The sequence below is a fragment of the Metabacillus bambusae genome, from assembly GCF_017497975.1.
Classification (GTDB): Bacteria; Bacillota; Bacilli; order Bacillales; family Bacillaceae; genus Metabacillus; species Metabacillus bambusae.
Map to the genome: position 1 here is coordinate 266437 of NZ_JAGDEL010000002.1, position 26072 is coordinate 292508.

At 34.4% G+C, this 26072-nt stretch carries 27 protein-coding genes; 10 read left to right on the plus strand and 17 right to left on the minus strand.

Annotated features, from left to right (window positions below; genetic code table 11):
• Positions 1 to 116 precede the first annotated feature (116 nt).
• The 5 genes from I7822_RS03815 to I7822_RS03835 form a co-directional block, all read right to left on the minus strand.
• Positions 117 to 2417: a histidine kinase gene (locus I7822_RS03815; protein WP_207975446.1), complete on the minus strand. Its 2301-nt coding sequence runs from the start codon at positions 2415 to 2417 to the stop codon at positions 117 to 119.
• Between the two features lie 21 nt (positions 2418 to 2438).
• Entirely contained in the window at positions 2439 to 2597 is a 159-nt protein-coding gene (gene comX / locus I7822_RS03820) for a competence pheromone ComX (RefSeq protein ID WP_207975447.1), read from the minus strand.
• Between the two features lie 2 nt (positions 2598 to 2599).
• Positions 2600 to 3535, minus strand: a complete 936-nt coding sequence (locus I7822_RS03825; RefSeq protein WP_207975448.1) for a polyprenyl synthetase family protein — start codon at positions 3533 to 3535, stop codon at positions 2600 to 2602.
• Between the two features lie 165 nt (positions 3536 to 3700).
• Entirely contained in the window at positions 3701 to 3838 is a 138-nt protein-coding gene (locus tag I7822_RS03830; RefSeq protein WP_207975449.1) for a DegQ family regulator, read from the minus strand.
• Positions 3839 to 4197: 359 nt separating this feature from the next.
• Entirely contained in the window at positions 4198 to 4422 is a 225-nt protein-coding gene (locus tag I7822_RS03835; protein ID WP_066330319.1) for a hypothetical protein, read from the minus strand.
• Positions 4423 to 4810: 388 nt separating this feature from the next.
• Between I7822_RS03835 and I7822_RS03840 the strand changes: the two genes are divergently transcribed.
• Positions 4811 to 5503 carry a TerC family protein gene (locus tag I7822_RS03840; RefSeq protein ID WP_207975450.1) on the plus strand — a complete coding sequence of 231 codons (693 nt, stop codon included), beginning with the start codon at positions 4811 to 4813 and terminating at the stop codon, positions 5501 to 5503.
• Between the two features lie 46 nt (positions 5504 to 5549).
• On the opposite strand, the gene I7822_RS03845 is transcribed toward I7822_RS03840, so the two are convergent.
• Positions 5550 to 6776, minus strand: coding sequence for an EAL and HDOD domain-containing protein (locus tag I7822_RS03845; RefSeq protein ID WP_207975451.1), 1227 nt, complete (start codon positions 6774 to 6776; stop codon positions 5550 to 5552).
• Between the two features lie 560 nt (positions 6777 to 7336).
• Between I7822_RS03845 and hpaB the strand changes: the two genes are divergently transcribed.
• On the plus strand, positions 7337 to 8791 hold the full coding sequence (hpaB, locus tag I7822_RS03850) for a 4-hydroxyphenylacetate 3-monooxygenase, oxygenase component (RefSeq protein WP_207975452.1): 1455 nt from the start codon (positions 7337 to 7339) through the stop codon (positions 8789 to 8791).
• A gap of 41 nt (positions 8792 to 8832) precedes the next feature.
• Here the strand turns inward: hpaB and I7822_RS03855 are convergent, their stop codons facing one another.
• The 7 genes from I7822_RS03855 to I7822_RS03885 all read right to left on the minus strand — a co-directional run bounded on the left by I7822_RS03855 (position 8833) and on the right by I7822_RS03885 (position 15423).
• On the minus strand, positions 8833 to 9081 hold the full coding sequence (locus tag I7822_RS03855) for a YueH family protein (protein ID WP_207975453.1): 249 nt from the start codon (positions 9079 to 9081) through the stop codon (positions 8833 to 8835).
• Between the two features lie 158 nt (positions 9082 to 9239).
• Positions 9240 to 9461: a spore germination protein gene (locus I7822_RS03860; protein WP_207975454.1), complete on the minus strand. Its 222-nt coding sequence runs from the start codon at positions 9459 to 9461 to the stop codon at positions 9240 to 9242.
• 111 nt (positions 9462 to 9572) lie between these two features.
• Positions 9573 to 10688, minus strand: a complete 1116-nt coding sequence (locus tag I7822_RS03865; protein ID WP_207975455.1) for an AI-2E family transporter — start codon at positions 10686 to 10688, stop codon at positions 9573 to 9575.
• Between the two features lie 400 nt (positions 10689 to 11088).
• Complete coding sequence (locus I7822_RS03870; RefSeq protein WP_207975456.1) at positions 11089 to 11769, minus strand: zinc metallopeptidase; 681 nt, start codon at positions 11767 to 11769, stop codon at positions 11089 to 11091.
• 479 nt (positions 11770 to 12248) lie between these two features.
• A complete protein-coding gene (locus I7822_RS03875; protein WP_207975457.1) occupies positions 12249 to 12779 on the minus strand; it encodes an HD domain-containing protein in 531 nt (176 codons plus the stop codon).
• A gap of 259 nt (positions 12780 to 13038) precedes the next feature.
• The gene (locus tag I7822_RS03880) at positions 13039 to 14310 is read right to left on the minus strand and encodes a sensor histidine kinase (protein WP_207975458.1); all 1272 of its coding nucleotides are present in this window, start codon (positions 14308 to 14310) and stop codon (positions 13039 to 13041) included.
• 360 nt (positions 14311 to 14670) lie between these two features.
• Entirely contained in the window at positions 14671 to 15423 is a 753-nt protein-coding gene (locus I7822_RS03885) for a (S)-benzoin forming benzil reductase (RefSeq protein ID WP_207975459.1), read from the minus strand.
• A 183-nt stretch (positions 15424 to 15606) separates the two neighbouring features.
• Here I7822_RS03885 and adeR point away from each other — a divergent pair, with 183 nt between their 5' ends.
• The 5 genes from adeR to I7822_RS03910 all read left to right on the plus strand — a co-directional run bounded on the left by adeR (position 15607) and on the right by I7822_RS03910 (position 19558).
• Positions 15607 to 16839 (plus strand): sporulation transcriptional activator AdeR, encoded by a 1233-nt coding sequence (adeR, locus tag I7822_RS03890; RefSeq protein ID WP_207975460.1) that lies wholly within the window; start codon positions 15607 to 15609, stop codon positions 16837 to 16839.
• 111 nt (positions 16840 to 16950) lie between these two features.
• Positions 16951 to 18084, plus strand: a complete 1134-nt coding sequence (gene ald, locus I7822_RS03895; protein WP_207975461.1) for an alanine dehydrogenase — start codon at positions 16951 to 16953, stop codon at positions 18082 to 18084.
• Positions 18085 to 18306: 222 nt separating this feature from the next.
• On the plus strand, positions 18307 to 18552 hold the full coding sequence (locus I7822_RS03900) for a DUF2164 domain-containing protein (protein ID WP_207975462.1): 246 nt from the start codon (positions 18307 to 18309) through the stop codon (positions 18550 to 18552).
• A 234-nt stretch (positions 18553 to 18786) separates the two neighbouring features.
• Entirely contained in the window at positions 18787 to 18969 is a 183-nt protein-coding gene (locus I7822_RS03905) for a YjfB family protein (protein WP_372442088.1), read from the plus strand.
• A gap of 142 nt (positions 18970 to 19111) precedes the next feature.
• Positions 19112 to 19558 (plus strand): YndM family protein, encoded by a 447-nt coding sequence (locus tag I7822_RS03910; protein ID WP_207975464.1) that lies wholly within the window; start codon positions 19112 to 19114, stop codon positions 19556 to 19558.
• Positions 19559 to 19656: 98 nt separating this feature from the next.
• Here the strand turns inward: I7822_RS03910 and I7822_RS03915 are convergent, their stop codons facing one another.
• Positions 19657 to 20256: a sulfite oxidase-like oxidoreductase gene (locus I7822_RS03915; RefSeq protein WP_207975465.1), complete on the minus strand. Its 600-nt coding sequence runs from the start codon at positions 20254 to 20256 to the stop codon at positions 19657 to 19659.
• Between the two features lie 106 nt (positions 20257 to 20362).
• Between I7822_RS03915 and I7822_RS03920 the strand changes: the two genes are divergently transcribed.
• Entirely contained in the window at positions 20363 to 20953 is a 591-nt protein-coding gene (locus tag I7822_RS03920; protein WP_372442089.1) for a biotin transporter BioY, read from the plus strand.
• Between the two features lie 83 nt (positions 20954 to 21036).
• Here I7822_RS03920 and I7822_RS03925 read toward each other — a convergent pair whose 3' ends face one another.
• Positions 21037 to 21588 (minus strand): DUF6241 domain-containing protein, encoded by a 552-nt coding sequence (locus tag I7822_RS03925; RefSeq protein ID WP_207975467.1) that lies wholly within the window; start codon positions 21586 to 21588, stop codon positions 21037 to 21039.
• Between the two features lie 183 nt (positions 21589 to 21771).
• Between I7822_RS03925 and I7822_RS03930 the strand changes: the two genes are divergently transcribed.
• Positions 21772 to 21924: a hypothetical protein gene (locus tag I7822_RS03930; protein WP_207975468.1), complete on the plus strand. Its 153-nt coding sequence runs from the start codon at positions 21772 to 21774 to the stop codon at positions 21922 to 21924.
• A 253-nt stretch (positions 21925 to 22177) separates the two neighbouring features.
• Here I7822_RS03930 and I7822_RS03935 read toward each other — a convergent pair whose 3' ends face one another.
• Together I7822_RS03935 and I7822_RS03940 are read right to left on the minus strand one after the other, a co-directional pair.
• Positions 22178 to 23512: a Na+/H+ antiporter family protein gene (locus I7822_RS03935; protein ID WP_207975469.1), complete on the minus strand. Its 1335-nt coding sequence runs from the start codon at positions 23510 to 23512 to the stop codon at positions 22178 to 22180.
• A 317-nt stretch (positions 23513 to 23829) separates the two neighbouring features.
• Complete coding sequence (locus I7822_RS03940; RefSeq protein WP_243459246.1) at positions 23830 to 25335, minus strand: leucyl aminopeptidase; 1506 nt, start codon at positions 25333 to 25335, stop codon at positions 23830 to 23832.
• 248 nt (positions 25336 to 25583) lie between these two features.
• On the opposite strand from I7822_RS03940, the gene I7822_RS03945 reads away from it, so the two are divergent.
• Entirely contained in the window at positions 25584 to 26066 is a 483-nt protein-coding gene (locus I7822_RS03945) for a divergent PAP2 family protein (RefSeq protein ID WP_207975471.1), read from the plus strand.
• Positions 26067 to 26072: the final 6 nt, after the last annotated feature.

Consider the following 26072-nt stretch of genomic DNA (forward strand, 5'->3'; position numbering starts at 1 on the left):
CCTTTAAAGATGTTCAATACATTAATATTCTTTTATAACAAGACTTCCATTAGTTAGGATTTGAATACCAGTTAAAAATGGGATAAAAAGACTTGGCAACAGCCAAGTCCCTTTCACTATATCTCAACATCTATTTTCAATCCATTACCTTTTGACGTATCTATGTTGATGGAGCCCTTTAAAGCTTTCACACGCTCACTTATTCCGGATAACCCCATACTTTCAGTTTTATCATACATAGAATTATACTCAAAGCCGATACCATTGTCTTCATAATGAAGGACAATTTTTTCCTTTATACATACTAGAATAATCAGTACATGTGATGCTTTTGAGTGTTTATTTGCATTAGTTAATAATTCTTGCACAATGCGATAAAGATTTAACTGAGTATCAATATCAAGGTTCATTGTAAAGTTGCCTGTATTTAACCGTATATCAAAATCAACAATCTCCTCGTATTGCATAACAAGCTTATTAAGCGCCTTAACTAACCCTAAATCATATAACAATTGCGGACGCAATTCTTGGCATGTTTCCCGTGTGGTTTTGATAATTTTTGTCATGTTGGTATTCATTTCTTGAAGTTTACTCTTTAACTCAGTGGATTCAACATCTACTTTTGTTAAGGCAAGTTCACACAGTCTTTTTAAAGAAACTAAGTCTTGCAGAACTGAATCATGCAAATCCTTCGCAAGATTTGAACGTTGCTTTTCTTCAATCGAAAATAACAGCTTAGTCAGCCATGCTGGATTTTGCCCCTCTGTTTCAACCTTCTGAAGATGCTGCATTAGCTCGTCTATTTTCAAGAAGTTTTCTAAGGAAACATTTGTGTAGAATGATAGAGTTTTTAGCCAAGAGATTTCATCTCGAGTCAAGATTGGTGTATTTAAGATAGATGTACACAATAAAATGTAACTTCTGTCTTCTGTTTCACCAATATTTATCACAAAACCTTTATCTACTTCAATTATTTTCCCAATTTCATTCGATACGTCTTTGATTTCAGAAACATACGGACCATAGTCAGATTCTTTTGCATGTGGATCAACAGAGGTAATATTCTTTTGTTTATCTATTTCAATAAAAAATGCCTTACTAACTAACAAAACGTCAACAATCACCTGTTTTAGTTCGGAAACAACCTGATCTAAATTACTAGCCTTCCGAATACTTTGTGTGTATTTAAAGATACTATCTTGATAATTATATTTTTCAGAGAATCTCTTAAGGCGGAAACGAAAATCAAAGATTTCTTTTACGTAAAATACAAGAATTAAAGCTATATAGATTATTATAGAAAGTTTAATTTGATAAAAGCTTGGGTTGTTTTCCTTTAGATTTAGCATTATTCCCACCATAATTAGCGTAGGAATGATAGCTAATAAGGAATAATACCTAATTCTGCCTAACAAAAATTCAATATCGTATATTTTGGTAGCTAAAAATTGGTAAACTAAAGAAAATGGAATTAAAAGTAGAAATGCCGCTAAAAAAGTCGGTGGAAAGACATATTTTTGAAATATTAAAAAGGGTAAAACATAAAATAATAAAAACGGTGAAAATGCTAATATATTCGTCACTATTAAGATCTTTATAATATATGATTGTTCTGAATATCTAATCTTTTTTAGACCTATAAGTTTTAATAAGAATGTTAAAATAAGCATTATAAAAAATGAGCTTAAGTTAATTACTCTATTAAGATTAAAGTCATACAAAAAGAACTTTTGAGAAATTTCTGCAATTATATTTATAATAACCAGTAAATAACCAAGTTTTATAAAATTAAAGCTATATAACCTTTTACCAAGTTCAATAAAATATTGATATAAAAAGTGTAGATAACTTACAGGAATCAAAAGAAATAAAGTTAAATTAACATATCTGCTAATTTCGTCTGCTTTCGATGAACCTGTTGCTGTAATATATGCCATCGCAATTATTAATAGAAACAAATTTAATAAGTTAGCAGACTTTAAATTCGCACTTTTATTTGACTTATATATATAAAAGCTACAGAACAAACACAAAGTAAGAACAATGAATGGTATGATAATGATTAATAAACTTTGTGTATTAAAAATTAATGAATTAGACATGGAATATTCTTTGTTTATACCATCTCTACTGAGAGTAAAAGATTCGACCTGCTCAATAACATTTCTATCCTTTACAGGTCCATGTTCAAGTGGATCCGCATTATTAACCTCAATAAGAACATCACCAATTTTAATTCCGATCATTTCAGCCCATGATTTTGGTTCTATATAAGTTATTGCTATTTCATTTTTTGGATCTATTTTTACGCTAGCACCAACATATGGATATTTAATATTCAAAAACGTCATATAAATAGAAAGGATAATACTTAGTACCACAAATAATTGGTAAGTTTTATTGAAGTTATTACGCATTACAAACACCTTTCAAGAAAATTAAACCCAAAAAAGATTCTTTAAAGAACTCGACCCAAGAATACCCTCAATAACTCCTAAAACATCATCCAAATCCACACCTAACAAACTAGCCTGTCCATTAACCACTTTCTCTAATACGTCTGGATTTTCAATTAAAAAGTTTACGATTTCTTGCATGATTATCTCTCCTTATTAGTTGGTTTCTTATTTATGATCAAATGAGATTTTAAATTCTCAATATGATATGAATCTATTTTTAATTCGTCTATTATTCTTGTTGCACGATTTATGGCAACTTGCTTAATAACGTTTAAGTATTGAGCAACTCCAGAATCTATCAGTTTTTGTTTATAGTTTACAATACTGCCGAATTCTTCATTAAAATCCTTACCACTTGCAAAAAACCGCAGTACATCAAGGGCATGTTCATTATAGCCTTTTTGTAAATATATCATTGCCAGTGATCTTTTTTGTGATGATACATCATTTTTCAGTGGATTGAATAAATCTCTGAAATCGTTATCAGACTGTGCAGCAATGCCAATTTGATATGAATATTCTTCAACTTCGGGAAAATTTGCATTGGCTAGCAACATACCACTAACTGATGCTAATGCAATAAGAGAGCCAGATTTACGCTTCATCACATTTAAACATTCTTCTTCCGTGCTTATCGAGTTTTGTAAATCATCGTGTTGACCCTCCATTGCTTGGATGGAGTATTTAAAAAAAGCATGTAGAATTTGATGTTTAAACGGAGAGGATAGTGTTAAAACAGCTTGTTGACTTATAGTGTAAAGTGTTGTTGCAGCGTTTAAAGCAATAGATGGATCAATTTGCATCCAAGGCTCCTTCACATTATCTAAGTCTTCAAGATCATCAAATATGTCAAAGGATAAAATTAGAAGTTCGATCGCTGCTGCAAGTTCAAGAATTTCTGGGTCTTTTCCACTAAATGCTTCATGATGAACAATGGCCAATTGACCAAAATTCAACTTTTGCTTTTCAATTACAAAGGACAGTAATAAGTTTTGTAGCTCTGTATTCTTGGTTTGTAAGGTAATTATCTGCATCATTTGCTTTTTCAAAGATTGAAAGTCTACTTCTTCTATCACAATCCCCCCTCTGGCTTTATCTTACTATACATCTGGGATTTTGAGTAGTAAAAATAGTATAAAGTACCTCCTATCTCATTACATTTTTACCTATTTATATATTATATGTCAATATATAACACAAAAAAACCTGGCAAACTGCCAAGTTTTTAATGGATTACTTGATTAAGAGACGTTTAAAAATGCATATTTATCATACTTATCTATACTTTTATTTATACTGTGTAGTGATTCCTTTGTTTCCTTTATCTCTTGTTCCAATTTTAGTAACAACTTCGTCATTTCTTCAATTTTTTGCTCCATCGTTTCACGCTCCTTATATGTTGGTAAGCGAATGCGCATGGCCAACGTACATACACAAAAATCATTTGCTTTATCTACTTAAAATTCTAATCTAAATGAGTATTTTTTTCACCGAAAATAATACGTAATACTCAAGTGCGTGATACCGCAACGCAAACGCAATAGTCCAAAATATATATTTTAGATACATCTTTATACCTGAATTTCATATGTCCTAGCGGGTATCTTCAATCTCCCTTTAGATTATACGGTTACTTTTAAAGACAAAGTGGGGTAGTTACGCAAATTTATGTAAAAAAACAAATGGTTGACTTCATTGGCTTTGAATTAGAAAGCCAATAAGTCAACCAATTACCATCTTATACAGTTAAAATATTATGTTCAAATATATTCTGTGCTCTTAAAATTGCTAATTCAATTAATTCCGCTTTTCTTTCATTTGGTCCCTGATACTCTAAGGTGTAGTCTTCAATTCCAGTTTTTGAAAACAAGCATTCCATCTTTACTTTGCAATTGTCTTTAATAACCGAAAAAACCGCAACCATCTTATCATCCAACACAAAAAACGTTGGCTGCCCTCCCATAGAGATAAAGACCTCCTTTTATTGCTCTTTTCACATTAGGCTTTGTTAAACTTGGTTGTTGATTTCCGCTGCAGGCGTTCGCTTTCCTCGTCGGTCCGTGAGCCCCTCCAATCAACAAAGTGCCAAAATCAACAGCGAGCTTTAACTTAGCCTCACATTAAAAAGAACAAATGAGTAGTAAGTTGAGTACATTACTACTTTCGACAGAAGGAGTTTATTTCCTTTTTTATCTTTAGAAATTTTTAAGTTTTCCAAAATTATAAACCTATACTTTTATTTCCTTTTATTGTGCGTAAAAACCATATTCGTAATCCTTAATTTTGTGTTAAATCTTTACTAGGATATTTTTCAACATTCGATTAAAAATAGTACAAGTGGGGTGAAAAAGATGAATCTATTTTCGATTGAATTTTTTACTGCACTTCTGTCAATCGTTGTCATTGACTTAGTTCTAGCTGGTGATAATGCTATCGTCATTGGGATGGCCGCCAGAAATCTTCCTAAAGATCAGCAAAAGAAAGTCATTCTTTTAGGGACAGTAGGGGCTATTGTCATTAGAGCACTCGCAACTATGGTAGTAGTTTATTTGTTAAAAATCCCTGGGCTGCTTCTTATTGGAGGTATTGTTTTATTATGGATTGCCTACAAATTAATGACCGAAGAAGAAACACATGAGGTAAAATCAGGATATAGCTTCTGGGCAGCCATCCGAACTATCATCATAGCTGATGCTGCTATGGGCCTTGATAATGTTTTAGCGGTAGCTGGTGCGGCACACGGTAGCTTTTTACTGGTTATTTTAGGCTTACTTATTTCCATTCCAATTGTTGTTTGGGGAAGTACAGTCATTCTGAAATATATGGAGAAATACCCAATCATTATCTTAATCGGTGCCGCAGTAGTGGCTTGGACAGCTACGAAAATGATTGCGAAAGAACCCTTTTTGAAGAATATTTTTGCTGATGTGTGGGTTCAGTATGCATTTGAGTTTATTGTCGTTGCTGTATTAGTCAGTATTGGTTATCAGAAAACAAAGCGTGAAAAAGAAACAAACCATGAAAAAGAAAAAAGTGCTAGTTAAACTTTATGGTTTAACTAGCATCCCCACTAATTCCCTTTATATATTTTTAAGCGCTTACATCAATGGTTTCTTTCATTAACATCTTCGCCCATTCGATGGCTTGTAAATAAATTTTATTTATATCTTCCTTTTGCAAATCCAAGCCTTCTAAATTCAAGTAAGAATGTTCTATTTGTAGAGCCCATGAAAGAACCTGATACAAATCATTTCTCCTACCTAAGAGAGCTTCTTGAATTTCATCTGATAAAGGTAAATCGCTTAAAATATCAACTAAATTACGATGTAATAATGTATCAATTAAGGAAAACATTCCGGTTAGCATATATGGTGCAGTCTGGTGTCTTCCTGTTAAAACTGCAATTTGTTCACAAAGTTTAGCACGTATGAGAGACATTTTGATTACTTCCTGCATTTTTGAATCATCTGTCTTTTCCATGCTTTTAACGGATAGGAAATAAATCCACTTTTTTAATTCATTTAATCCAAGTAAAACAATAGCCTGCTTAATAGACTCAATTTTATTTCTTCGACGAAATGCTGGCGAATTTATTAACTTTAATAGCTTGTACGATAATGAAAGATCACGTTCAATCTCTGTTGAAATGATTTCGATGTCAGGCTCAGCTCTCGATAATTCAGTTAAAATATGATAATACGTTTTTAAATACATTGGCACATCATAACTTGATAAAATAACTGGACGACTAAAGAAGTAACCTTGAAAATATGTATACCCAACTTGTCGTGCAAATAAAAACTCCTCACGAGTCTCTACTTTCTCGGCAAGTAATTCTATTTGAAGTGGCCGATACCTTTCAACTAAGCGTTTTCTTTCTTCATGTGAGGTTTCTAAAAAGTCAACTTTTATTATGTCAATATATTTAATAAGTGAAGGTAATAGTGTATACGACTCCTGTATTTTAAAATCATCTAATGCAATTGTATACCCTTGTTGCTTTAACTCTTTGCATATAGTAATTAACTCTTCATTAATTTCTACATTTTCAAGAATTTCAACAACGATGGAAGCTGGGTTAAAAAAAGCCGGTACTCTCGATTGTAATAAGCCTTGTGTGAAATTCACAAAACACCTTTTCCCTTCAGATAAATCATTTATTCCTATATTCAAAAAACTATTAATTACCTCAGTAGTAGCCTGATCTCCATCAATATTAGGAAAAATATTTTCATGACTCTCTCTATATAAAAGCTCATATGCAATAACTTCCTCATTTAAATTAAAAATAGGTTGTCTTGCTACAAAAACTTCCATCTTAGAACCCCTTATCCAATTTCTGTTTTTCTTTATTTTAACAGAAACTGCATGAGGAATTAACTATATTTTTCTAATATATGTGAAAAAATGTTTTTTCATAAGATGAAGGTTATACATTTAATGTAGGTATTAGGAATTAGGATCTATAGGTATAAATGTGAGACATCTTTATATCTTTACAGAAGTTTTATTAAATTAATTGTTAGTTTCATCCAACCAAAAAATGATAACCATAATGGTACACTTAGTAATGTTGCCCAAACCATTCCTTTAAAGAAATTTTCTTCGTGCATACAACTCACACCTCTCAAAATTAGATCTTAATCTTTATTTTTTCCTCGGTGCATGTATTTAAACATTAAGAGAGCGCTTACAGTTATATTTTTCTTATCTCTATTATCTTTATTCATTATTCAGAAGCTTAATTCCTTTGAAAAACGTTCATCATTTTCTTACATAGTTTTCAAGAAAACTCTTTCCTTCTTAATATGAGAAGTTACACCTTATCTGTTTAAAGCGCATATAGTGTTACAAATAGTTGGTTAGGAGTGAAAAGAGTGCCTGCCATTAGTGGAAAAGAATACTTAGCTCGTATGGATCAATTAAAGCCAAATGTCTGGATGAAAGGTAAACAAATACAAGGGAAATTATCAGAGCATCCAGCGTATAAAGGGGCTATGTTAACAAAGGCATCACTTTACGATACACAGGTTCATCCAGATTTCATCGAAAAAATGACGTATAGTTCTCCTAGAACGAATGAACGAGTAGGTATTTCCTTCCTACAACCTAAATCAAAGGAAGAACTAGAAGCTCGTAGACATATGATAAAAATCTGGGCGACAAAAACTGCAGGAATGATGGGGCGAACTCCCGACTACTTGAACACTGTCTTAATGGCCTTGGCAGCTTCAGCTAGTATTCTTGATGACCAAGATGAGGAATTCAGTAAGAATCTTAGAAGTCTTTATGAAACAGCACGAGATCAAGATCTATCTTTTACCCATAGCTTTATTAATCCCCAAGTCGATCGTTCTTCAGACTATGCCGAGTTGTCTACTCAACCAATTGCAACTAAAATTGTTAAGAAAAATTCAAATGGAATTGTTGTAAAAGGGGCAAGACTTTTGGCAACTCAAGGTGGCATAACTGATGAGGTTCTAGTCTTACCGTCTAGTTCAAAGATTACAGATAATGAATATGCCTTTTCCTTTTCTATTCCTACGGATACAGATGGCCTGAAGTTTATTTGTCGTGAATCCTTTTATCAAGGGGCTTCCTTTTTTAACTATCCACTCTCATCTCGTTTTCATGAGATGGATACTATGATTATTTTTGATAATGTTCTGGTTCCATGGGAGCGTGTGTTTTTTTATCATCGTCAAGACATTGCTCATCAGCTCTTTTTAAGAAGTAGCTTTACACCTCTTACACTACATCAAGTCATTATAAGGCAAATAACAAAAACAGAGTTCATTCTTGGTCTGGCTCAGAAGATGGTGACAACTTTAAATCTATCAGAATACCAGCATATTCAAGAAAAAATAAGTGAAATGATTATTGGATTAGAAACGATGAAAGCATTGTTAGATCGAGCCGAACTGCATGCTAGTGAAGATGAATGGGGAACAATGGTCCCAAATGCACATTCCTTATATATAGCAGTAACAATGTTTCCAAAGCTCTATCCGCGGATGATCGAAATTCTACAACTGATTGGTGCTGGTGGATTAGTCGCCATACCGACAGAGGAAGATTTTCATTCTCCCTTAATCAAAGACTTAGAGAAATATTGTCAAGGAGCTGCCTGTAATGCAGACACAAAGACAAAAATTTTTAGGCTTGCCTGGGATATAACAATGAGTGCATTTGGAACCCGTCAAACACAGTACGAACGTTACTTCTTTGGTGACCCTGTTAAACTAGCGTCAAATTTATACAATGGCTACCCAAGACAAGAGTATATGAATTTGGTTGAGGATTTTTTAGATATAAATAAGGAGGCTCACTGATTTAGAGCCTCCTTATGAGTATTAAATTTGAACTATATCACTTACATTTCTCCAACCCAATGAATCATTTTATTCGCCAATTCTTCCGCAGTTTCATGCGCCACTCTTTTTGACAATGAGTCTAAAAGTCGGGCTTTAAGAACATCTCGTTCTTCCTCATATTGAACTGTAGTAGACCACTCTACTTCAGGTATTGCGATCATACTAAACTCCAGCTTTTTATTTTCATATATATATACATTTGTTATTAGATTGTTACCATTATGTACATTTGCTTTTCTTATTTTCATTTAATCTCTTCCTTTCTGATTTAACTGCTTTTATTATAGTAGAAGTCTAAATTTTTTTCAGCGATTCGATTCCTTAATAAGCAAAAAACTGATTTTAGGGCCAACTAGGAATTTAAATTAAAAACCTACTTTTACCTATAATCAGTCTTAAACTAAAGCTATTTATTTATAATCATTGATTGATCAAATAGATCTAGATCACTAAAATTCGTTATATTAAATAAGTTATGTGTTTCGATAAAATCACCTGTACTAGCTGCACCTGAACCATGCGACGTTTTATTTGCACTTTTTGGTGATAAACTAAATGTATCCCCAACTGTAAAGATTGCACTATTACCAATCGAATTTAATTTAACTGGTCCGACAAACGCAGGCATATTCCTCCTCCTTTTTTCATAAGCTACCAGAGTGTCCAAACTAACTATCATTATTGAATGAATGAAAGAAACTTACTGATATTATATGGTTAAAAGGAGGAAGAGTTCTGCCTAGACATTAACTTTTTCGATATTAAGCTCGGCTTTATATTTCTTCCTTAATTTAATAAGTCTTACAATATTTAAAGTCACCGCTTTTAAAACTGCATATGTTGGTACAGCTAAGATCATGCCCAGGACACCACCAAAACTACCTGCACCAATTAATAGTAAAATGATCGTTAAAGGATGTGTATTTAATCGTTTTCCGATGATTAGCGGGGACAAGAAATTCCCATCAATTTGTTGAACAACTGTAACAACAATTGCAGCTAGTAACGCCTTTGTTGGTGAATCAAGTAAAGCAATGATCACTGCAGGTGCTGCACCGATAAACGGTCCTAAATAAGGAATGATATTCGCAACCGCTACAACGATTCCAAGAACTAATGCATATTCAAGTCCGATTATTGTATAACCTATGAAACAGCCTACTCCTACTGCTAGTGACACAATTAACTGGCCTTGTATATATGCAGCAAGAGTTTCATACAAATCTTGAAAAATCTTTAACGCTTCATTACGATATGTAGTAGGTACAACTTTCACTGCTGTTGAAGGTAGCTTGTGTCCATCCTTTAACATATAGAATAAAATAAACGGTACTGTAATAATCGTTAACGTAATATTTGTCACTACACCTAAAACTTTTGAAAAGCTTGTGGTAATGTTTTCAGGCAAGCTAGTTGCATAACCAGTTAGTGTTTCTTCTATTTGTTCAAATGATACATATTGCTGTTCCATTACCCATTTAAACCACGACGTTTGTGACATATTTAAAATAAATTCACTAAATTCATCCACATATCTTGGGAAATTTGTAATTAAGTCTGTTAGCTGTTCAGATAAAATCGGCCCGATAAAGGCAATAAGTGCCCAAATAACACCGATAAACACAAGATATGGTATTAAAATAGCTAATGTTCTCGGTACCTTGCCTTTTTCAAGTAGCTTCACTAAAGGAGCGAAAATAAAAAATAAAATTCCCGCAATAAGAATCGGAAAAAATAAAGTTGAAGCAAAGACAATGATTGGCTCAAATAAAAAAGAAACCTTTGTACCAACATAAACAATTAATAACAACAATAAAATCTGTAATGTCCAAAAATGGGTCTTCGTTTTAAACACAATTCTTCCTCCTGTTTCTTAACAACCTCTTTTTCTATATCTCTTTTATCTAGTATAGACAGAATTACTCATATATAGGCTAAAAAAAGATCTAATATGGTATTGCCTCATAGTTATGTATACGGATGGTTAGCAGGAATGGTTTCAAATAGTTGATATTTACTTATTATCTATTACAAATGTACAATATTTATCTACAGTTTACCAATATGTTCTAACCACTTTTAGATTATTTCTTAAGGAGCTGTTTTCGCTAACTTTGTTGCTATTTACCAAGTAGTGCGGTGTGGTTGATTTCGTTTTAAAAGCAACAATCTCTTAGAAAAGAGTCTTCCTTTATCAATAATGATAAAACGCAAGGATATTTGCTATCCTTGCGTTTTCATGTCAAATTATTTAGTTAATCCTCATCACTTTGCATTCCTACAAACATTAACACAAAACGTAATAGCTCTGCTATTGCTACAACAGTCGCCGCGACATAGGTTAATGCTGCCGCATTTAAAACTTTTCTAGCTCCACCTTCTTCATCATTTCTGATTAAGCCAGAACCAACCATTGCATTTAATGCTCTTGAGCTAGCGTTGAATTCAACTGGAAGTGTAACAACCTGAAATAGGACTGCAGCAGCCATTGCTATTATTCCAAGTAGCAATAAGTTTGCTGACGATAGAATGATACCGATAAAAATTAATATGAACGAAAAGTTAGAGCCAATATTGGCTACTGGTACTAAAGCATGTCTAATATTTAATGGTGCATAATTTTGAGAATGCTGTAGAGAGTGACCAACCTCATGAATCGCTACAGAAATCGAGGCAATTGAAGTACCATGATAGTTATCACTTGATAGCCTAACGACTTTCGATCTTGGGTCATAGTGATCTGATAATCTTCCTCGCACTTCCTCGACCTTAACATTGTAAAGACCATTTTCATCTAAAATTTTGCGGGCTGCCTGAGCACCTGTCAAACCAGATGAAGCTCCTCTTTTCAGATAATTAGAATAAGTCTTTTTTAAGTATACTTGAATTAATATCGGACCTACCATTATTAGGATGAAATAAAAAATAATCCCCATAAAACCATACTCCTTTCACTTATTTATTCATTCATTTATTTACATTTTAACAAATACATTTTCCATTAATAAAAAATTACAGTTGTTTCATCATAATCTTAGCTTTTAAATGCCATACAGTCAAACATTACAGTTTGAGATTCCTTGTCCAATATTAGTTTAGACATAAAATTCCACAATATGATTTTATTGTAAACTATATTACAAAATAGGAAAAACAGGCTGCTTAAATGCAAAAAGGGCCTGTTTTTTTCTTAGTGGTATAAGAATACTATTTACAAATACGATCTATGTATTAAAGGGAAGGGATATGAACCCGCTTAAACCAATCCTTATGTCTAGCTAAACACATTCATAGACGAGTTTTAGTTATATAGCTTGTTCCTCCCTCATTAAATTTAAGCTTGTAGTAAACCTAGGTCTCTTCATTAATACTTATAGTGGTGATTTTACTTAGGGGGTTTCATTTCCTTTATTTCTTAGACTGTTTTACGATATTCTGTTATAAGCCGTTCAATTTCTTGATCCAGCCTCTCAATTTTTTTGATCGCTTCTTCTCGGCTAATTTTGCGATAATGGTGTTTACCTAGGGGTTCTTCATCCATTTCATCAGCCATACGGACGATTTGTTGAAGCGAGGTTTTCTTCATCGAGTTTTCTGGTAAATAAGAGTCTGTATGAAGCAAAATAGCTAACGCAATTTCCTTTGCATATTGACGATCCTCACCGAGGCGAATTAGCAGTTTATGCGCACGCTCAGCTCCCTTAATCGCGTGAATATCATTTTTCATATATTCCTCATAATCCCATTCCCCGTTTGTATACCATTCGTAATGGCCTATATCATGAAGCAAACCTGCCTTAGCTGCTATGTCCGGATTTACATCATGCTTAATGGCGAGCTGCACAGCATATCCGGCAACTCTAATCGCATGTAAAACACCTGAACGATCTAAATACTTTTGTGCAATTGGATGGGTAAAAACATCCATGATCATCACTCGTCGCATGGTAATCCTCCTTTATTTAAATATTCAGAATAATGTAACATATATTGATAACCTCTTCAACCAAAAGGTTAGTTTTTCTTCCAAATTTATTTGTTTAATAAAAGAATCTTATTATATATATATGTGAAAAAGGAAAGATTGGAACAATTTTATTAAATAGAAAGGATTATTATGCTAATCAGACTATTTTTGGTTACATTTAATGACAAAAATCCTTTTTAATACACGAAAAAAAGAAGCTACCATATGATAGCTTCCATCAAGATTTAACCGGTATTTTCACACTAAAGGTTGTGGTATTTTTATTAGAATGAACATTAATTGCCCCTCCATATCTGTCTACTACTTGTTTGACAATACTCAGTCCGTCCCCTCTAGGGACCCCAAGTCTTTCTTCCTTTGTTGAGAAACCGGCTTTGAAAATTTTATCAACTATCTCTTTCGGAATCTTTGGTCCTATGTTTTCAACTTTAAACAAGTACATAGTAGAAACGGATTTTGCTTCAATGCTAATAAACCGCTCTGATTCAGGTAGCAGTAATGTTGCATCAAAAGCATTATCGATTAGATTTGATAAAATTTTAATTAAATCGATTGATTTCATTTTTTGAAAAGTATGATCATCTACTAGTAAATGCATATCCACCTTATCATTTTGAGCTCGGACCCACTTAGACTGTAACAAAATATAAAGAACTGGATTATTTATTTTCAGTGGTAGTTCCATTGATTCTACTTCACTCGTTAAAGATTTCACATACTCATATGCACGGTCTTCTCGTTTAAGTTTTAACAATCCTTGAATGACTTGAATATGATTGATAAAATCATGGCGAATCGATCTCATTGTCTGTAGCATTGATTGAAATTCACCTTGGTAGGTTTCTTCTGTATCTCCCACTTGTGATGTAACTTCCCTACGTAACCATACTTGAAAAGCTACAAAAATACTAAATGAAAAAAGAACAAACAACCCGCTAAAAATAAAAAACGGAAAGCTGCTTTTTAATACTTCATCTGTTATTTTATCTACCTTTTCAACACTTTCATCGACTACAAGTGATCCGATGCTTTCCCCATTACTACTTACAATAGGGACACCAGATGACACATAAGTTCCAACTGAATCATCCTCAATCCTTGTAAAAAATGGTTTATTTTCTTTATATTCACTCTTAAATTCATTAGAAAGTCTACAGCAATCTCCACTAATGGTTACCGAATCATCTGTTGGAAATCCATCTACAATTATTCTCAGTTGATTTTTATCATCAGCCTTAAGAATATAAGCAAATGTTGCACCTGTATCCCTTATTGCTTTTCCAAGCTCATCTTCAAGCCTACGAAGCTTAGCAGTTGAATCTTGGTCTTGTAAATATGCTTCATATGTATATATATCGAAATGATCTAATACAGCTTGAGCTGTTGATATTCCTTGATTTGCGATCGTTAATTCAATCGTCTTACGTGTATTAAAATAAGTAGCATACAAGTTTAATGAAGATAGTAAAGTGATGATCAAAATTGTCACGGAGATGATGACTGCAAACTTTTTTTGTTTTATTCTGTTAATATTCAGCCACCTCTAAACTGTTTACTATATACAATCGAAAATGACATGTTCACGTCACCATTTTAATGAAAAACTAGGCTATGTTGACCTTTACCAATTCCATTTAGGTAGAGAGAACAACCAAGCTCTACAATAGTTGAAACTAAATTGTTTATATTAAAATAAAATGGCTATAATAATAATTTAGTCTTCTTTGCCCATTTCCTTCATATATATTATTGCATCAGTTGACAATTTTTGCGAATCTTTTTTACAAATTTTTATAAATTTTATTAAATTTTGTATAAAAAAGACAACTTCATTTCCTTCACAAAAAGTCTAAACAAACTCCTTTATATCATATACTCGACCATTTTCTAAAGAGCTTGCCAAAAGCTCTACGAGAATATGAGCAACAAAACTTGGTGCTCTTAACATACCATTTTGGTGATACTCTCTAAACTGATCAATAGAGGAAAAGTCCTTCTTATTAGCAGCGCGTATCACAACTTGCATTTCTGTATCCATAATGCCAGGGGAAAATGCTATCGCCATCACTTTATTCTCACGCTCGCCTTGTTCTACACCGATTGTATTTGTAAACATGTTTAAGCCTGCTTTCGTACTACAATATGCACTCCACCCAGCAATAGGTCGATTTGCAGCACCAGATGTTATATTTACAATGACAGCTTCACCGGCAAATTCCTTCGTTTCATTAATAAAATATTCGCTCATGATCATTGGAGCAAGCAAATTAAGCTTGACATTTAGGCTGAGTTCCTCTTCAATCGCATCACCTACATTTTTTATTGGATCTACGATTCCTGCGTTATTGATCAAAGTAATTTTCTTAGCTTTTAAAAGATCTATTTTTGAAAAAACACTTTTTATTTTAGCTTTTAATTGACTTATTTCAGACAGATCACACTTTTCATAATAAATCGAAGCATGCTTGCCTCTAGCTACTTCCTCAAGAGTTAGATTATTTGTTCTAGATAAATAAAATATCGTATTATCCTTATCAAGCAATTCTTTTACAATCGCCTCCCCTAAACCTCGAGATCCACCAGTTACAATATAATAGTTCATTATTATTCCTCTCCCTTTTCACTTGTTCCGTTCAAGTTATATTCAATTGTCATTTTTATCATAGCCTATATTGAAAAGCAAGAATTAGAAGCGATAAAATATAATGATAAGAGACATTAATTACACCAAGTGTTCTCGGACAATACTATTCTCCTCACGTATTATTAAAAAAGTAGGGATATAATGAGTGAATTTACAAATGATCCATTTAAATATCATTTTGAAAGATTAGAAGATGTTGCTGACCGAATAAGTGAAGTATTACAATGCCCAATTACAATTGAAGATGTTAATCATAGGTTACTAGCCTATAGTACACATGATGAAAGTACAGACCCAGCTAGAATTTCGACGATTATCAGAAGACGCGTTCCTGAAAAAGTCATTAATAGCTTATGGAAGGATGGCACGATCCCAAAATTATTAAGCACAGATGAACCTATAAGAGTAAGTCAAATTGATGAAGTTGGATTAGGTAATCGAATTGCCATTTCAATTTGGAAAAACGATGAAGTATTAGGATTTATTTGGGCATTAGAAATAGATAAACACCTTCAAGAGGAAGATCTCTTGCTCTTAAAAAAGGCTGCCCAAGCAGTGAAAAATAAAATGTTGAATTTGCAAATACGGAAGACAAAAAAAGCGGAACGAAATCAGGAGTTTTTTTGGAAGCTATTGACAGGTCATATTTCCACTGAAGTTGAAATTAATGAAGGTTTTCAAGAATTGAACTTACATCTGCCTATTCCATTTTCTGTCGTAGTGTTTAAATTCCCTCATGAGTTAAATGAAGCAGCAGAAAGGAAGCTTTCCTATTTATTACAAACAACACAGCAAGTAAATATTGTTCTATATACTGTTGATTTTGATGAACTTATTATACTATTATCAGCAAAAAGCGATGCCCCACTCACAGATATAAGGCTGTTCACCCTGTTTACGATTCGTCAGCTAAACGAACGTTTTACCTTTACAGATGTTACAGCAAGTATCGGCGGGATTTCTACACAACCTCTTTTTATTGAAAAAAGCTATAAGGAAGCATTAGCTGTTCTAACAATTAAAAATCGGTTTCCGAGCGAAACAAGAGAATTACATAGTTTTTCAGAGTTAGGCATTTATCAATATTTAGACATTTTATTTGAACAACGAAAGCAACAAGGATTGATAAACTATTCCTTACAAAAATTAATCGACTATGATAAGCAATACAAGACAAATTTAGTCCAAACACTCGAAATATTTTTAGACCATGACAGCCATGTGCATGATGCATCAAAAGCTTTAAATATTCATGTAAACACACTAAATTACCGCTTAAAAAGAATAACTGAAATATCCGAACTGAACCTCAAAAGCTTAAATCAAAAAATGACAATCTACTTAGATATAAAACTCGATCGCCTGTCTTTGTGAAATTTCACAAAAGGAAGAAAAATCTTTCTCTTTTTTAAACAAAGATGTTTAGAAGCATTTTCAATATACTTGTTTTACAGAAGAAAATGCTTCTAGGGGGATGAGTTTTTTATGATTATTGGGGTTCCTACAGAAATTAAAAACAATGAAAATCGTGTAGCGTTAACACCTGGTGGTGTGATCCAGCTTGTCGATGCTGGTCATCGTGTATTAATTGAAAAAGATGCTGGTATAGGAAGCGGCTTTGAAAATGAGGATTACATCAAAGCAGGTGCAGAATTGATTGATGATCCAGCAAAGGTTTGGACAAATGCTGAAATGGTCATGAAAGTAAAAGAACCACTGCCATCAGAATACGGCTACTTTCGAAAAGGTCTCATTTTATTTACCTACTTGCATTTAGCTGCTGAACCAGAACTAGCTAAATGCTTAAAGGATAAAGCTGTGACGGCTATTGCTTATGAAACAGTAACAATGAATCATACACTTCCATTGTTAACACCAATGAGTGAAGTCGCAGGTCGTATGGCTGCACAAATCGGTGCTCAGTTTCTTGAAAAGCCAAAGGGTGGAAAAGGAATTTTACTTGCTGGCGTACCTGGTGTTAACCGCGGAAAGGTGACAATTATTGGTGGTGGTGTCGTTGGGACAAATGCTGCAAAAATGGCAATTGGCTTAGGTGCCGATGTAACAATTATTGACTTAAGTGCAGAACGTCTTCGTCAATTAGATGATATTTTTGGAACGCAAATCAAAACATTAATGTCAAACCCAGTAAATATTGCAACAGCTGTGGCAGAAGCAGATTTACTTATTTGCGCAGTACTAATCCCCGGTGCCAAAGCACCAACCTTAGTAACAGAAGAAATGGTGAAGGCAATGAAGCCTGGTTCCGTTATCGTAGACGTTGCCATTGACCAAGGTGGAATTGTTGAAACAGTTGATCATATTACAACACATGACAACCCAACATATGAAAAACACGGGGTTTTACATTATGCTGTAGCAAATATGCCTGGGGCAGTACCACGTACTTCTACAATTGCTCTCACAAACGTAACAGTACCATATGCTCTACAAATTGCGAACAAAGGCGTATATCGCGCAATAAATGACAATGCTGCTTTAAGAGCCGGCGTAAACGTAATCGCTGGACAAGTGACATATGAGGCAGTTGCCAGGGATCTTGGTTATTTATACAAAAACTTAGAAGATGTATTAGAAAATGAACAGTTAATGAATTAGAATTGAAAGGGGACAGATGATTTTTAGTCTGTCTCTTTTTTTTTTGCTAGAAAGGGACGGAACCTCATATTGAGTTTATTAAATTTGCGATTAGCTGAATTTATTGTTCCGCCCTAATCGAAGTGAGTGAGACTTTTAGGTAATACTTCTTCAATTTAGATGTTTGAGTTGTAAACCAGCTTTTTTTCGTGATGAATATGAATACATAAAGGAGGCTCTACTATGTTTATTAAACTACCCAAAGAAGCAAAAGATGGAATAAAAGAAGAAATTATCAGTTTTTTTTACGAAGAAAGAGATGAGGAAATCGGTGAGATTGCAGCAGAAGCATTTCTTGATTTTTGTTTAGAAAAACTTGGACCTTATTTTTATAATGAGGGAGTACAGGATGCGATTAAAATTATCAATGAACGAAATATGAATGCTGAGGAAGATTTACATTCACTGAAACGAAACGTTTCTCGTTAATTGCTTTACTTTTGGTTCTGGTAATGATCACTGTTGATTTTGGCACTTAGTTGATTGGAGCGGAGGGCGTGGGACTCCTTCGGGAATGCGAGTCCAAGGAGACCCCGCAGGTGCAAAGCACCGAGGAGGCTCCCTGACCGCCCGCGGAAAGCGAATGCCTGTAGCGGAAATAAAAAAACAAGTTTAACAGTGCTTTACTTTTAACTAACATAATCCGATAGAAGAACTAGGAGGGTGAACACTTTGGATATAGCAGCATTATCAATTAATCTAAACCAGGCTTCTCTCGGGCAAAGCGTTAGCATCGCCTTAGCTAAGAAAACGATGGAAGTTGCACAGCAAAATAATCAAGAAATGCTAAAGATGTTAGAAGCCCCACACCCATCTTTAGGGAAATCAATTGATTTAAAAGGGTAATAAGAAGTGACTGTATCTAAAGCTAAGTTACATATCCTATTTTAGAATATAGGAGGTGCTTATGCTATTGATTCAGTCTCTTTTTTAGCATAACCATGTAAACCAACGCACATAATAACTCTCAAAAGGAAGGGTGATTTGTGTGCAACATATTAAGGCACTTGCTATTAAGATAGTCGCTTCTTTAGTTCTAATATATGTCATTCTAGGAATAGGCTTTAACTATTTTTTTGGGAATGTATTAGCTTTAACGTTTCTATTAGGAGTGATTTCTTATATCCTTGGTGATTTGTTATTACTTCCAAGAACGAGCAATATAACAGCAACTATATCAGATTTTGCACTAGCTATGCTTTTAACATGGTTTTTTCTCTCGAATATAACCGACAATACTAATAATGTATTTATAGCTTCATTGTTAACGTCAATTGGTGTGGCCCTATTTGAAAGCTTCTTCCATAGATATATGAGAGTAAATGTTTTACGAGTTGAGGAATCTACGCAAAAAGTGAACAATTTGCGGTATCAAACAGAAGCTTCAGAGGAAATTTCTCCTGATAAGAGGAAACTTGAAAGGGATAATGATTGAAATTATTTATTGCTTCCCACTTCAATAAATTATTGCATCGTAACTTAGTGAGAAGGATTAACAGGTGCTCCTGATATCGGATCACCTGTTATGTTTAGTTAATCAAAACTATACCTCTGTTCCAGCCAAGGATCTCCCTTCATATGATACCCATTCTTCTCCCAAAACCCAGGATGATCTTGTTCTGTAAACTGAATACCCCGAAGCCATTTTGCACTTTTCCAAAAATAAAGATGCGGAAATACCCCTCGAAGTGGGTAGCCATGCTCTGGTGTTAACGGTTCATTATTAAAGGAATGTGCAAGTAGACTTGTCTCATTTAAAAAATCTTCTATCGGAAGATTGGTTGTCCACCCTTCCTCCGCATGTAAAATAACATAATTGGCATTCTCCTGTATCTTCACGTCCTCTACTATGTCCCTCGTACTTATTCCCTGCCAGCTTGCATCTAGCTTTGACCAACCTGTTACACAGTGAATATCATTGGAAAGATCCACCTGTGGAAACAATGTCAGAATGTCTTCTAGCGAGTAAAGCTTCGGATGTTGGACTAAACCATATATTTGTAAATTCCATTTCGAAATATCGTCATAATAAGGTACACTACCATTATGTAGAACTGGAAATGTTGTAGTAACGTTTTGATTAGGGGGTACCCGATCTGATGTAGGAGTGTTCCTTTTTTTGCCAAAGTACATGTTAATCATACCTTTCCTTTTTGTTAACTCAAATAAAAATTAAGTTGACATATATTAAGTCCTCAATTATTCTTTCAATATGGAAATTGTCTTGAATAGGGGAATAATGATGAAAAAAAAGTTAAGTACATATGATCTGACCTTAGTTGGAATGTTTGCTGCTTTAATGGCAGTTGGTGCTAATATTACATCCTGGGCGCCATTTCTTCAAATCGCCAATGTTCCTTTATCCATGCAGCCCTTTTTCTGTATTTTAGCAGGGCTCCTTTTAGGAAGCAGACTTAGCGCATTATCAATGATCATCTATGCATTAATCGGGATTGCTGGAGCACCTGTATTCGCACAGTTTAATGGTGGGATAGGTGTTATTTTCGGCAGTACTGGTGGCTTTATTATTTCTTATATTTTTACTGCTTATGCCGTAGGTAAGATCTTGGAATTAAGTAAAGAGAAAAAACAATTTACATTCTTCACCGCTTCATTTGTTGGGATTATTCTTATCTATATCATTGGTACAACTTATATGTGGTTAGCGTTAAACGTTTGGATGAATGCCCCAATGTCATATGGTACCGCCTGGGCAGTAATGGCATGGTTTATTGTAAAAGATGCTGCATTCACCATTTTAGGTGCGCTTATTGCCCCACGAATTTATTTCGCTGTCACAAGGGCAACAAATAAGAGAATCGCAGCTTAATTAGAAAAGCGGAAGCGCCCGTTTAGCGCAGGAGCTAGACAACTAAACTTCTCTTAAAAGAAGACAGCTACCGCTGTCTTCTTTTACTGGATATTCCCCTTATGATCTTCTAAATACTGCTGCTCTTCTTCAGCAGACAATACTCCTGTCGCCTTTCCTATTGTGCCACCTTGTAAATTCCAAATCGCATTATGATCTTTGTCAGCTTTTGAGAAATCTCCCTCAGCCCAGCGATTAAGGATATCTAAATAGAGATCGCTATTTTCGTAACGATCACTTTCAACAACTCCAATTAAAAATTGAATTCGTTCATTTGTCATTTCGTAATGAAGCCATTTCTTTTCAGCTTCAACCTTTTGGTGTGACATTCCATGCATATAATTTAGCACATCATCCTCTGTCAAAGACGAGCTATTACTACCAAAAGGATTATCTGTGATCGTTTCTGCTGCTGTTGATTCGCTTTTTTGATCGTTTTTAGATTTAGAGATGCTATCTTCTTTTGAAACAACAGGTGAGGAAGATACCGCTTTCTGATCAATCATATCAACTACAATAACACCTAAAAACCCTAAACAGATTACACAAACAAGTATACTAGTAAAAATTAGCTTATGTTCTTTTATCCAAGTCACTAAATACTCCTCCTAAAAATAGGATAATTCAATGATACAATGAGCTAAACAATGAACACAAGAGTAAGGATTGTCGAAATTCCTCGCAATCATACTATTTTACTATTTTTTTATATTAAATGTATAATTAATACTAGTTTTGTCAATAAAAATAGTAGAGTCTATGAAGAGGGTGTGAAAACGATGAAAACATTAGTGTTCAAAAAATATTATTTAGACATAAACGAAAGAGAACAACTTGAAAAAGAAATCATAGAGAAGAATCCTGAATTAGTAGAAACTGTACTAGGATGGGATGATGAGGAGTTACTGGAGAGAATTAATCATAACCGGTAAGAACAAAAGCGCAAGCGCCTTGAACAGCCTCGGGCAAATAAGACGCTTAAGAATAGAAGGTGTTCTTTACCTTCAATTCTTAAGTGGCTTAGACCCAAGAGGGGCTAGGCGCTGGAACTGGATGCAAGCGCTTATCCACAGTACAAGAATTTTATAATTTCCTAGATATTAAGAAAAAGGTTGCTTAATCATTTTTCATACAATGATTAGGCAACCTTTTTTAAGAATATAAGCACCAACTAACTATAGTATCTTATAAAATAATAGCCGCAATCCATCCAAAGATAATTAATGGAATATTATAGTGGATAAAAGTTGGTACACAGGTATCCCAAATATGATTGTGATTCCCATCTGCTGATAAACCTGATGTAGGACCAAGTGTACTGTCAGACGCTGGTGAACCAGCATCACCTAGAGCGGATGCTGTCCCAACAATCGCAATTGTCGCCATTGGACTAAATCCTAATTCAAGACATAATGGCACAAAGATCGTTGTGATAATTGGAATCGTTGAAAACGATGAACCAATCCCCATTGTTACAAGTAAGCCGACAAGCAGCATCAGCAATGCACCGATCGCTTGATTACCATTTATTAAGTTTACTCCATCCTCTACTAATCGTTCTACATGACCTGTTTCCTTTAAGACACTTGCAAATCCAGATGCTGTAATCATAACAAATCCGATAAATGCCATCATTTTCATACCATTTGTAATAACGAAATCTGCTTCTTTCCGCTTTAAGACACCACTAATGTATAAAACGATTAATCCAGCTAGAGCGCCAAATATCATTCCTTCAACCCCAAGCTTTTGCGAAAGATAAAGCTGAACTGAAAGTGACAAAATGATTGAAATGATTGCAATACTTAGCGTTTTCTTTGTGTACGGATTACTCATTTCTTGTCCGACTACTTCACGCGTTTCATAGTGTCTGTTTTTACGATAAGTGAAAAACACTGCTATTAAAAGTCCAACTATCATTCCAAGTGCAGGAATGGCCATAGCTGTTGGAATATCGGCTAAAGATACAGTTAAACCACTTTCCTCCATGTTTTTTTGCATAATCTCATGGAAAATTGCCCCAAACCCAACTGGTAAAAACATATAAGGTGTAATAAGCCCAAATGTTAAAACAGTTGCAATTAAACGGCGGTCCACTTGTAGCTCATTCAACACTTTCAATAATGGTGGGATCAAGACAGGAATAAACGCAATATGAACAGGTATTACATTTTGAGAAAAAATCGCCATGATAAGGATCATGAGGATAATAAGTACTTTTGACAGAGTTTTGCGTTTCGTCTCACCTTCACGACCTACTAGTTTGATTGCACCAGAAACCATTGCATCTGGTAGACCTGTTTTTGATAACGCAACCGCAAAAGCTCCCAACATAGCATAGCTAAGCGCAACATTTGCATTTGCACCTAAACCATCTGTAAACGTTTGGATTGTCGTTGCTACATCCAAACCACCGGATAATCCACCAATAAAAGCTCCTACAACAAGAGCAAAGACTACATTTATTCTTAATAAGCTCAAAATAAGCATCACAATAACAGCTATTACAACAGCATTCAAAATTAAAACCCCCAAAATCCTTTAGTTTGCTAATGTGGTAGAGAAATAAAATAACAGAAATAAATTTACCATATCCTTTTTTCTTGTGTCAATGGTGAATTTATCTAATTAGCAGACTAAATTATGGGACATGACGCTATTCTACTATCTTCAGGATATAAATTATGTTGGAAGGACTAAATTTATCGCCTTTTAAGTCTCTTTTTTGCAATTTTGGTCTTTTATTTTGCAAATTCTAGAGTTTTTCTTGCAACTATCTTTTTTTGGTCAAAATAAACAAAGAACCGACCATTTAAAGCCGATTCCTTGTCTGTTACTTATCTACCTGTTTCAAACCGCTCTACAAATGCAGCCAGTGTTCTTGCCATTACCCCTGTTGCACCTTCTGGACCAAGATCACTATCTTTTGAGGTAGTAGCTGTACCAGCAATATCTAAATGTACCCATGGCGTACTTTCCGCAAACTCTCCTATAAAGGTTCCTGCCATGATGGCATGACCTTCACGACCAGGTGAATTATTTAAGTCCGCCATTTTGCTATTTCGAACGCGCTTTTTGTCTTTTTCAGTAATTGGTAGGCGCCATATTGGCTCCTTACATTCATGTGATGCTTGTAGCACTTGTTCAAACAATTCTTCATTATTTGTCATTGCACCTGTTGTCTCAGTCCCTAATGCTATGATCACTCCACCTGTGAGAGTTGCAATGTCAACTAAATAATTAGCCCCATGATGCTTGGCATATGTAATTCCATCTGCAAGGGCTAAACGACCTTCTGCATCTGTATTTAATACTTCAATCGTTTTTCCACTTAATGATACGATGACATCATCTGGTTTAAATGCTCCACCACTAATCATATTGTCTGTTGAAGGAATAACAGCTACAACATTTTGCTCTGGCTTAATTTCTCCAATGATCTCCATTGCCCCTAATACTGCTGCAGCTCCACCCATATCGGTTTTCATGCCGACAATGCCATCCTTCGGTTTAATTGAATAACCGCCTGTATCATAAGTAATTCCTTTACCGACTAAGCCGATGACGTCCGTCCACTCTTCTTTTCCTTGATATTTTAAAACAATCATCTTTGGGGGTTCTTCAGACCCTTTATTCACGGCAAGTAATGCTCCCATTCCAAGCCGCTCCATTTCTTCCTTCTCTAGAATTTCAACTTCAAACTGATACTTTTTCGCTAACTCTATTGAGTATTCAGCAAGTTCTGTTGCTGTTAATAAATTCGGCGGCATATTTGTTAAAGTTCTTGCACTATTTGTCCCCATACCAAACGCATAGCCAACCTCTAATCCTGATTTAATCTCATCCATCTCTTCTGTATTTGCTACAACATGAATCTTTTCAATGTTCTTTTCAGGCTCATTCGCTTTCTGTTTATAATCGATTATTTTGTATGTAGATAATGCAAATGCCTCTGCTAGTGCATGTGCAGACTCACTTTGATCCAAATAATCTGTAACGAACGTGTCTAACGCAATTGTGACATCCTGGATTTTCGCCTCCTGAATCGCTTTAAACAAGGTTCCAAATACTTCTCTTATTGAATCAAATTTTATTTCCTTTTCTTTTCCTAATCCAACAAAATAAATACGCTTTATCGCTAGCCTTCCGAGGGTATGTACTTTAGTAATCAACTTTCGCTTTGTAGATAGGTCCCCAGCTTTCATTAATTCAGTGATTTGCCCATCCAATTGGTTATCTAAATCAGCAGCAAGTCCTGATAGTTTACTGTTTTGTTGATATAATCCAATCACAAGAGTTTCATGCTTTTCATTTAGTTCTAATTGATTATGTACCTTAAACAATAACAACACCTCCATTTTTAGTGAAAAGACAAATAATGATGTCTGAGAACATTACCAAGATGTGCTATAATGAAGAAAATCTTTTTCACACTTTCATTTTAGCAGCTTTTATACCACTGAATACAAAGAGCTTCGTCATTAACTTAAGGTAAAGATAATGAATACATATTGATTGTATCAGAACAAAACAGCTTTTAAAATGGAAGCGCAAACTTGAGCATTCTCATCAATGAGAGGGGTAGTCACTTTTGGAATTATTTTATAATTTCCCTTTACTTTCATCATTAGCAGCAATCTTCTTTGCACAATTTGTAAAAGTACCTATTCAATTTATCGCTACAAAAAAATGGGATTGGTCCCTTGTGACAAGCACAGGTGGGATGCCTAGCTCTCATTCAGCAGCAGTTACTGCCCTTTCGACAGGGGTAGCACTTGATCATGGACTTGACTCATCAATCTTTGCTATTTCAGCTGTTTTCGCTATTATTACGATGTTTGATGCAACAGGGGTAAGAAGACATGCTGGAGAACAAGCAACTGTTTTAAATCAGCTTGTACTTGATTTTAATAGATTTGTTGAAGAAGCAAAGGTTTGGCCGCAACAAGCTGAAAAAGAGAAACAAAAGAAGCTAAAGGAACTCCTTGGGCACCAGCCAATTGAAGTTTTCTTCGGTGGATTAACAGGCATTGTTTTGTCACTTTGCTTATACTTCATTTTTATGGTGGCTTAAATTACA

Excerpts from the sequence above, each read along its gene's own strand:
- I7822_RS03815 (WP_207975446.1), bottom strand. The coding sequence starts at position 2,417 with ATGCGTAATAACTTCAATAAAACTTACCAATTATTTGTGGTACTAAGT.
- comX (WP_207975447.1), bottom strand. The coding sequence starts at position 2,597 with ATGCAAGAAATCGTAAACTTTTTAATTGAAAATCCAGACGTATTAGAG.
- I7822_RS03830 (WP_207975449.1), bottom strand. The coding sequence starts at position 3,838 with ATGGAGCAAAAAATTGAAGAAATGACGAAGTTGTTACTAAAATTGGAA.
- I7822_RS03835 (WP_066330319.1), bottom strand. The coding sequence starts at position 4,422 with ATGGGAGGGCAGCCAACGTTTTTTGTGTTGGATGATAAGATGGTTGCG.
- I7822_RS03840 (WP_207975450.1), top strand. The coding sequence starts at position 4,811 with ATGAATCTATTTTCGATTGAATTTTTTACTGCACTTCTGTCAATCGTT.
- I7822_RS03845 (WP_207975451.1), bottom strand. The coding sequence starts at position 6,776 with ATGGAAGTTTTTGTAGCAAGACAACCTATTTTTAATTTAAATGAGGAA.
- I7822_RS03855 (WP_207975453.1), bottom strand. The coding sequence starts at position 9,081 with ATGAAAATAAGAAAAGCAAATGTACATAATGGTAACAATCTAATAACA.
- I7822_RS03860 (WP_207975454.1), bottom strand. The coding sequence starts at position 9,461 with ATGCCTGCGTTTGTCGGACCAGTTAAATTAAATTCGATTGGTAATAGT.
- I7822_RS03870 (WP_207975456.1), bottom strand. The coding sequence starts at position 11,769 with ATGGGGATTATTTTTTATTTCATCCTAATAATGGTAGGTCCGATATTA.
- I7822_RS03875 (WP_207975457.1), bottom strand. The coding sequence starts at position 12,779 with ATGCGACGAGTGATGATCATGGATGTTTTTACCCATCCAATTGCACAA.
- I7822_RS03885 (WP_207975459.1), bottom strand. The coding sequence starts at position 15,423 with ATGAACTATTATATTGTAACTGGTGGATCTCGAGGTTTAGGGGAGGCG.
- adeR (WP_207975460.1), top strand. The coding sequence starts at position 15,607 with ATGAGTGAATTTACAAATGATCCATTTAAATATCATTTTGAAAGATTA.
- ald (WP_207975461.1), top strand. The coding sequence starts at position 16,951 with ATGATTATTGGGGTTCCTACAGAAATTAAAAACAATGAAAATCGTGTA.
- I7822_RS03900 (WP_207975462.1), top strand. The coding sequence starts at position 18,307 with ATGTTTATTAAACTACCCAAAGAAGCAAAAGATGGAATAAAAGAAGAA.
- I7822_RS03915 (WP_207975465.1), bottom strand. The coding sequence starts at position 20,256 with ATGTACTTTGGCAAAAAAAGGAACACTCCTACATCAGATCGGGTACCC.
- I7822_RS03920 (WP_372442089.1), top strand. The coding sequence starts at position 20,363 with ATGATGAAAAAAAAGTTAAGTACATATGATCTGACCTTAGTTGGAATG.
- I7822_RS03930 (WP_207975468.1), top strand. The coding sequence starts at position 21,772 with ATGAAAACATTAGTGTTCAAAAAATATTATTTAGACATAAACGAAAGA.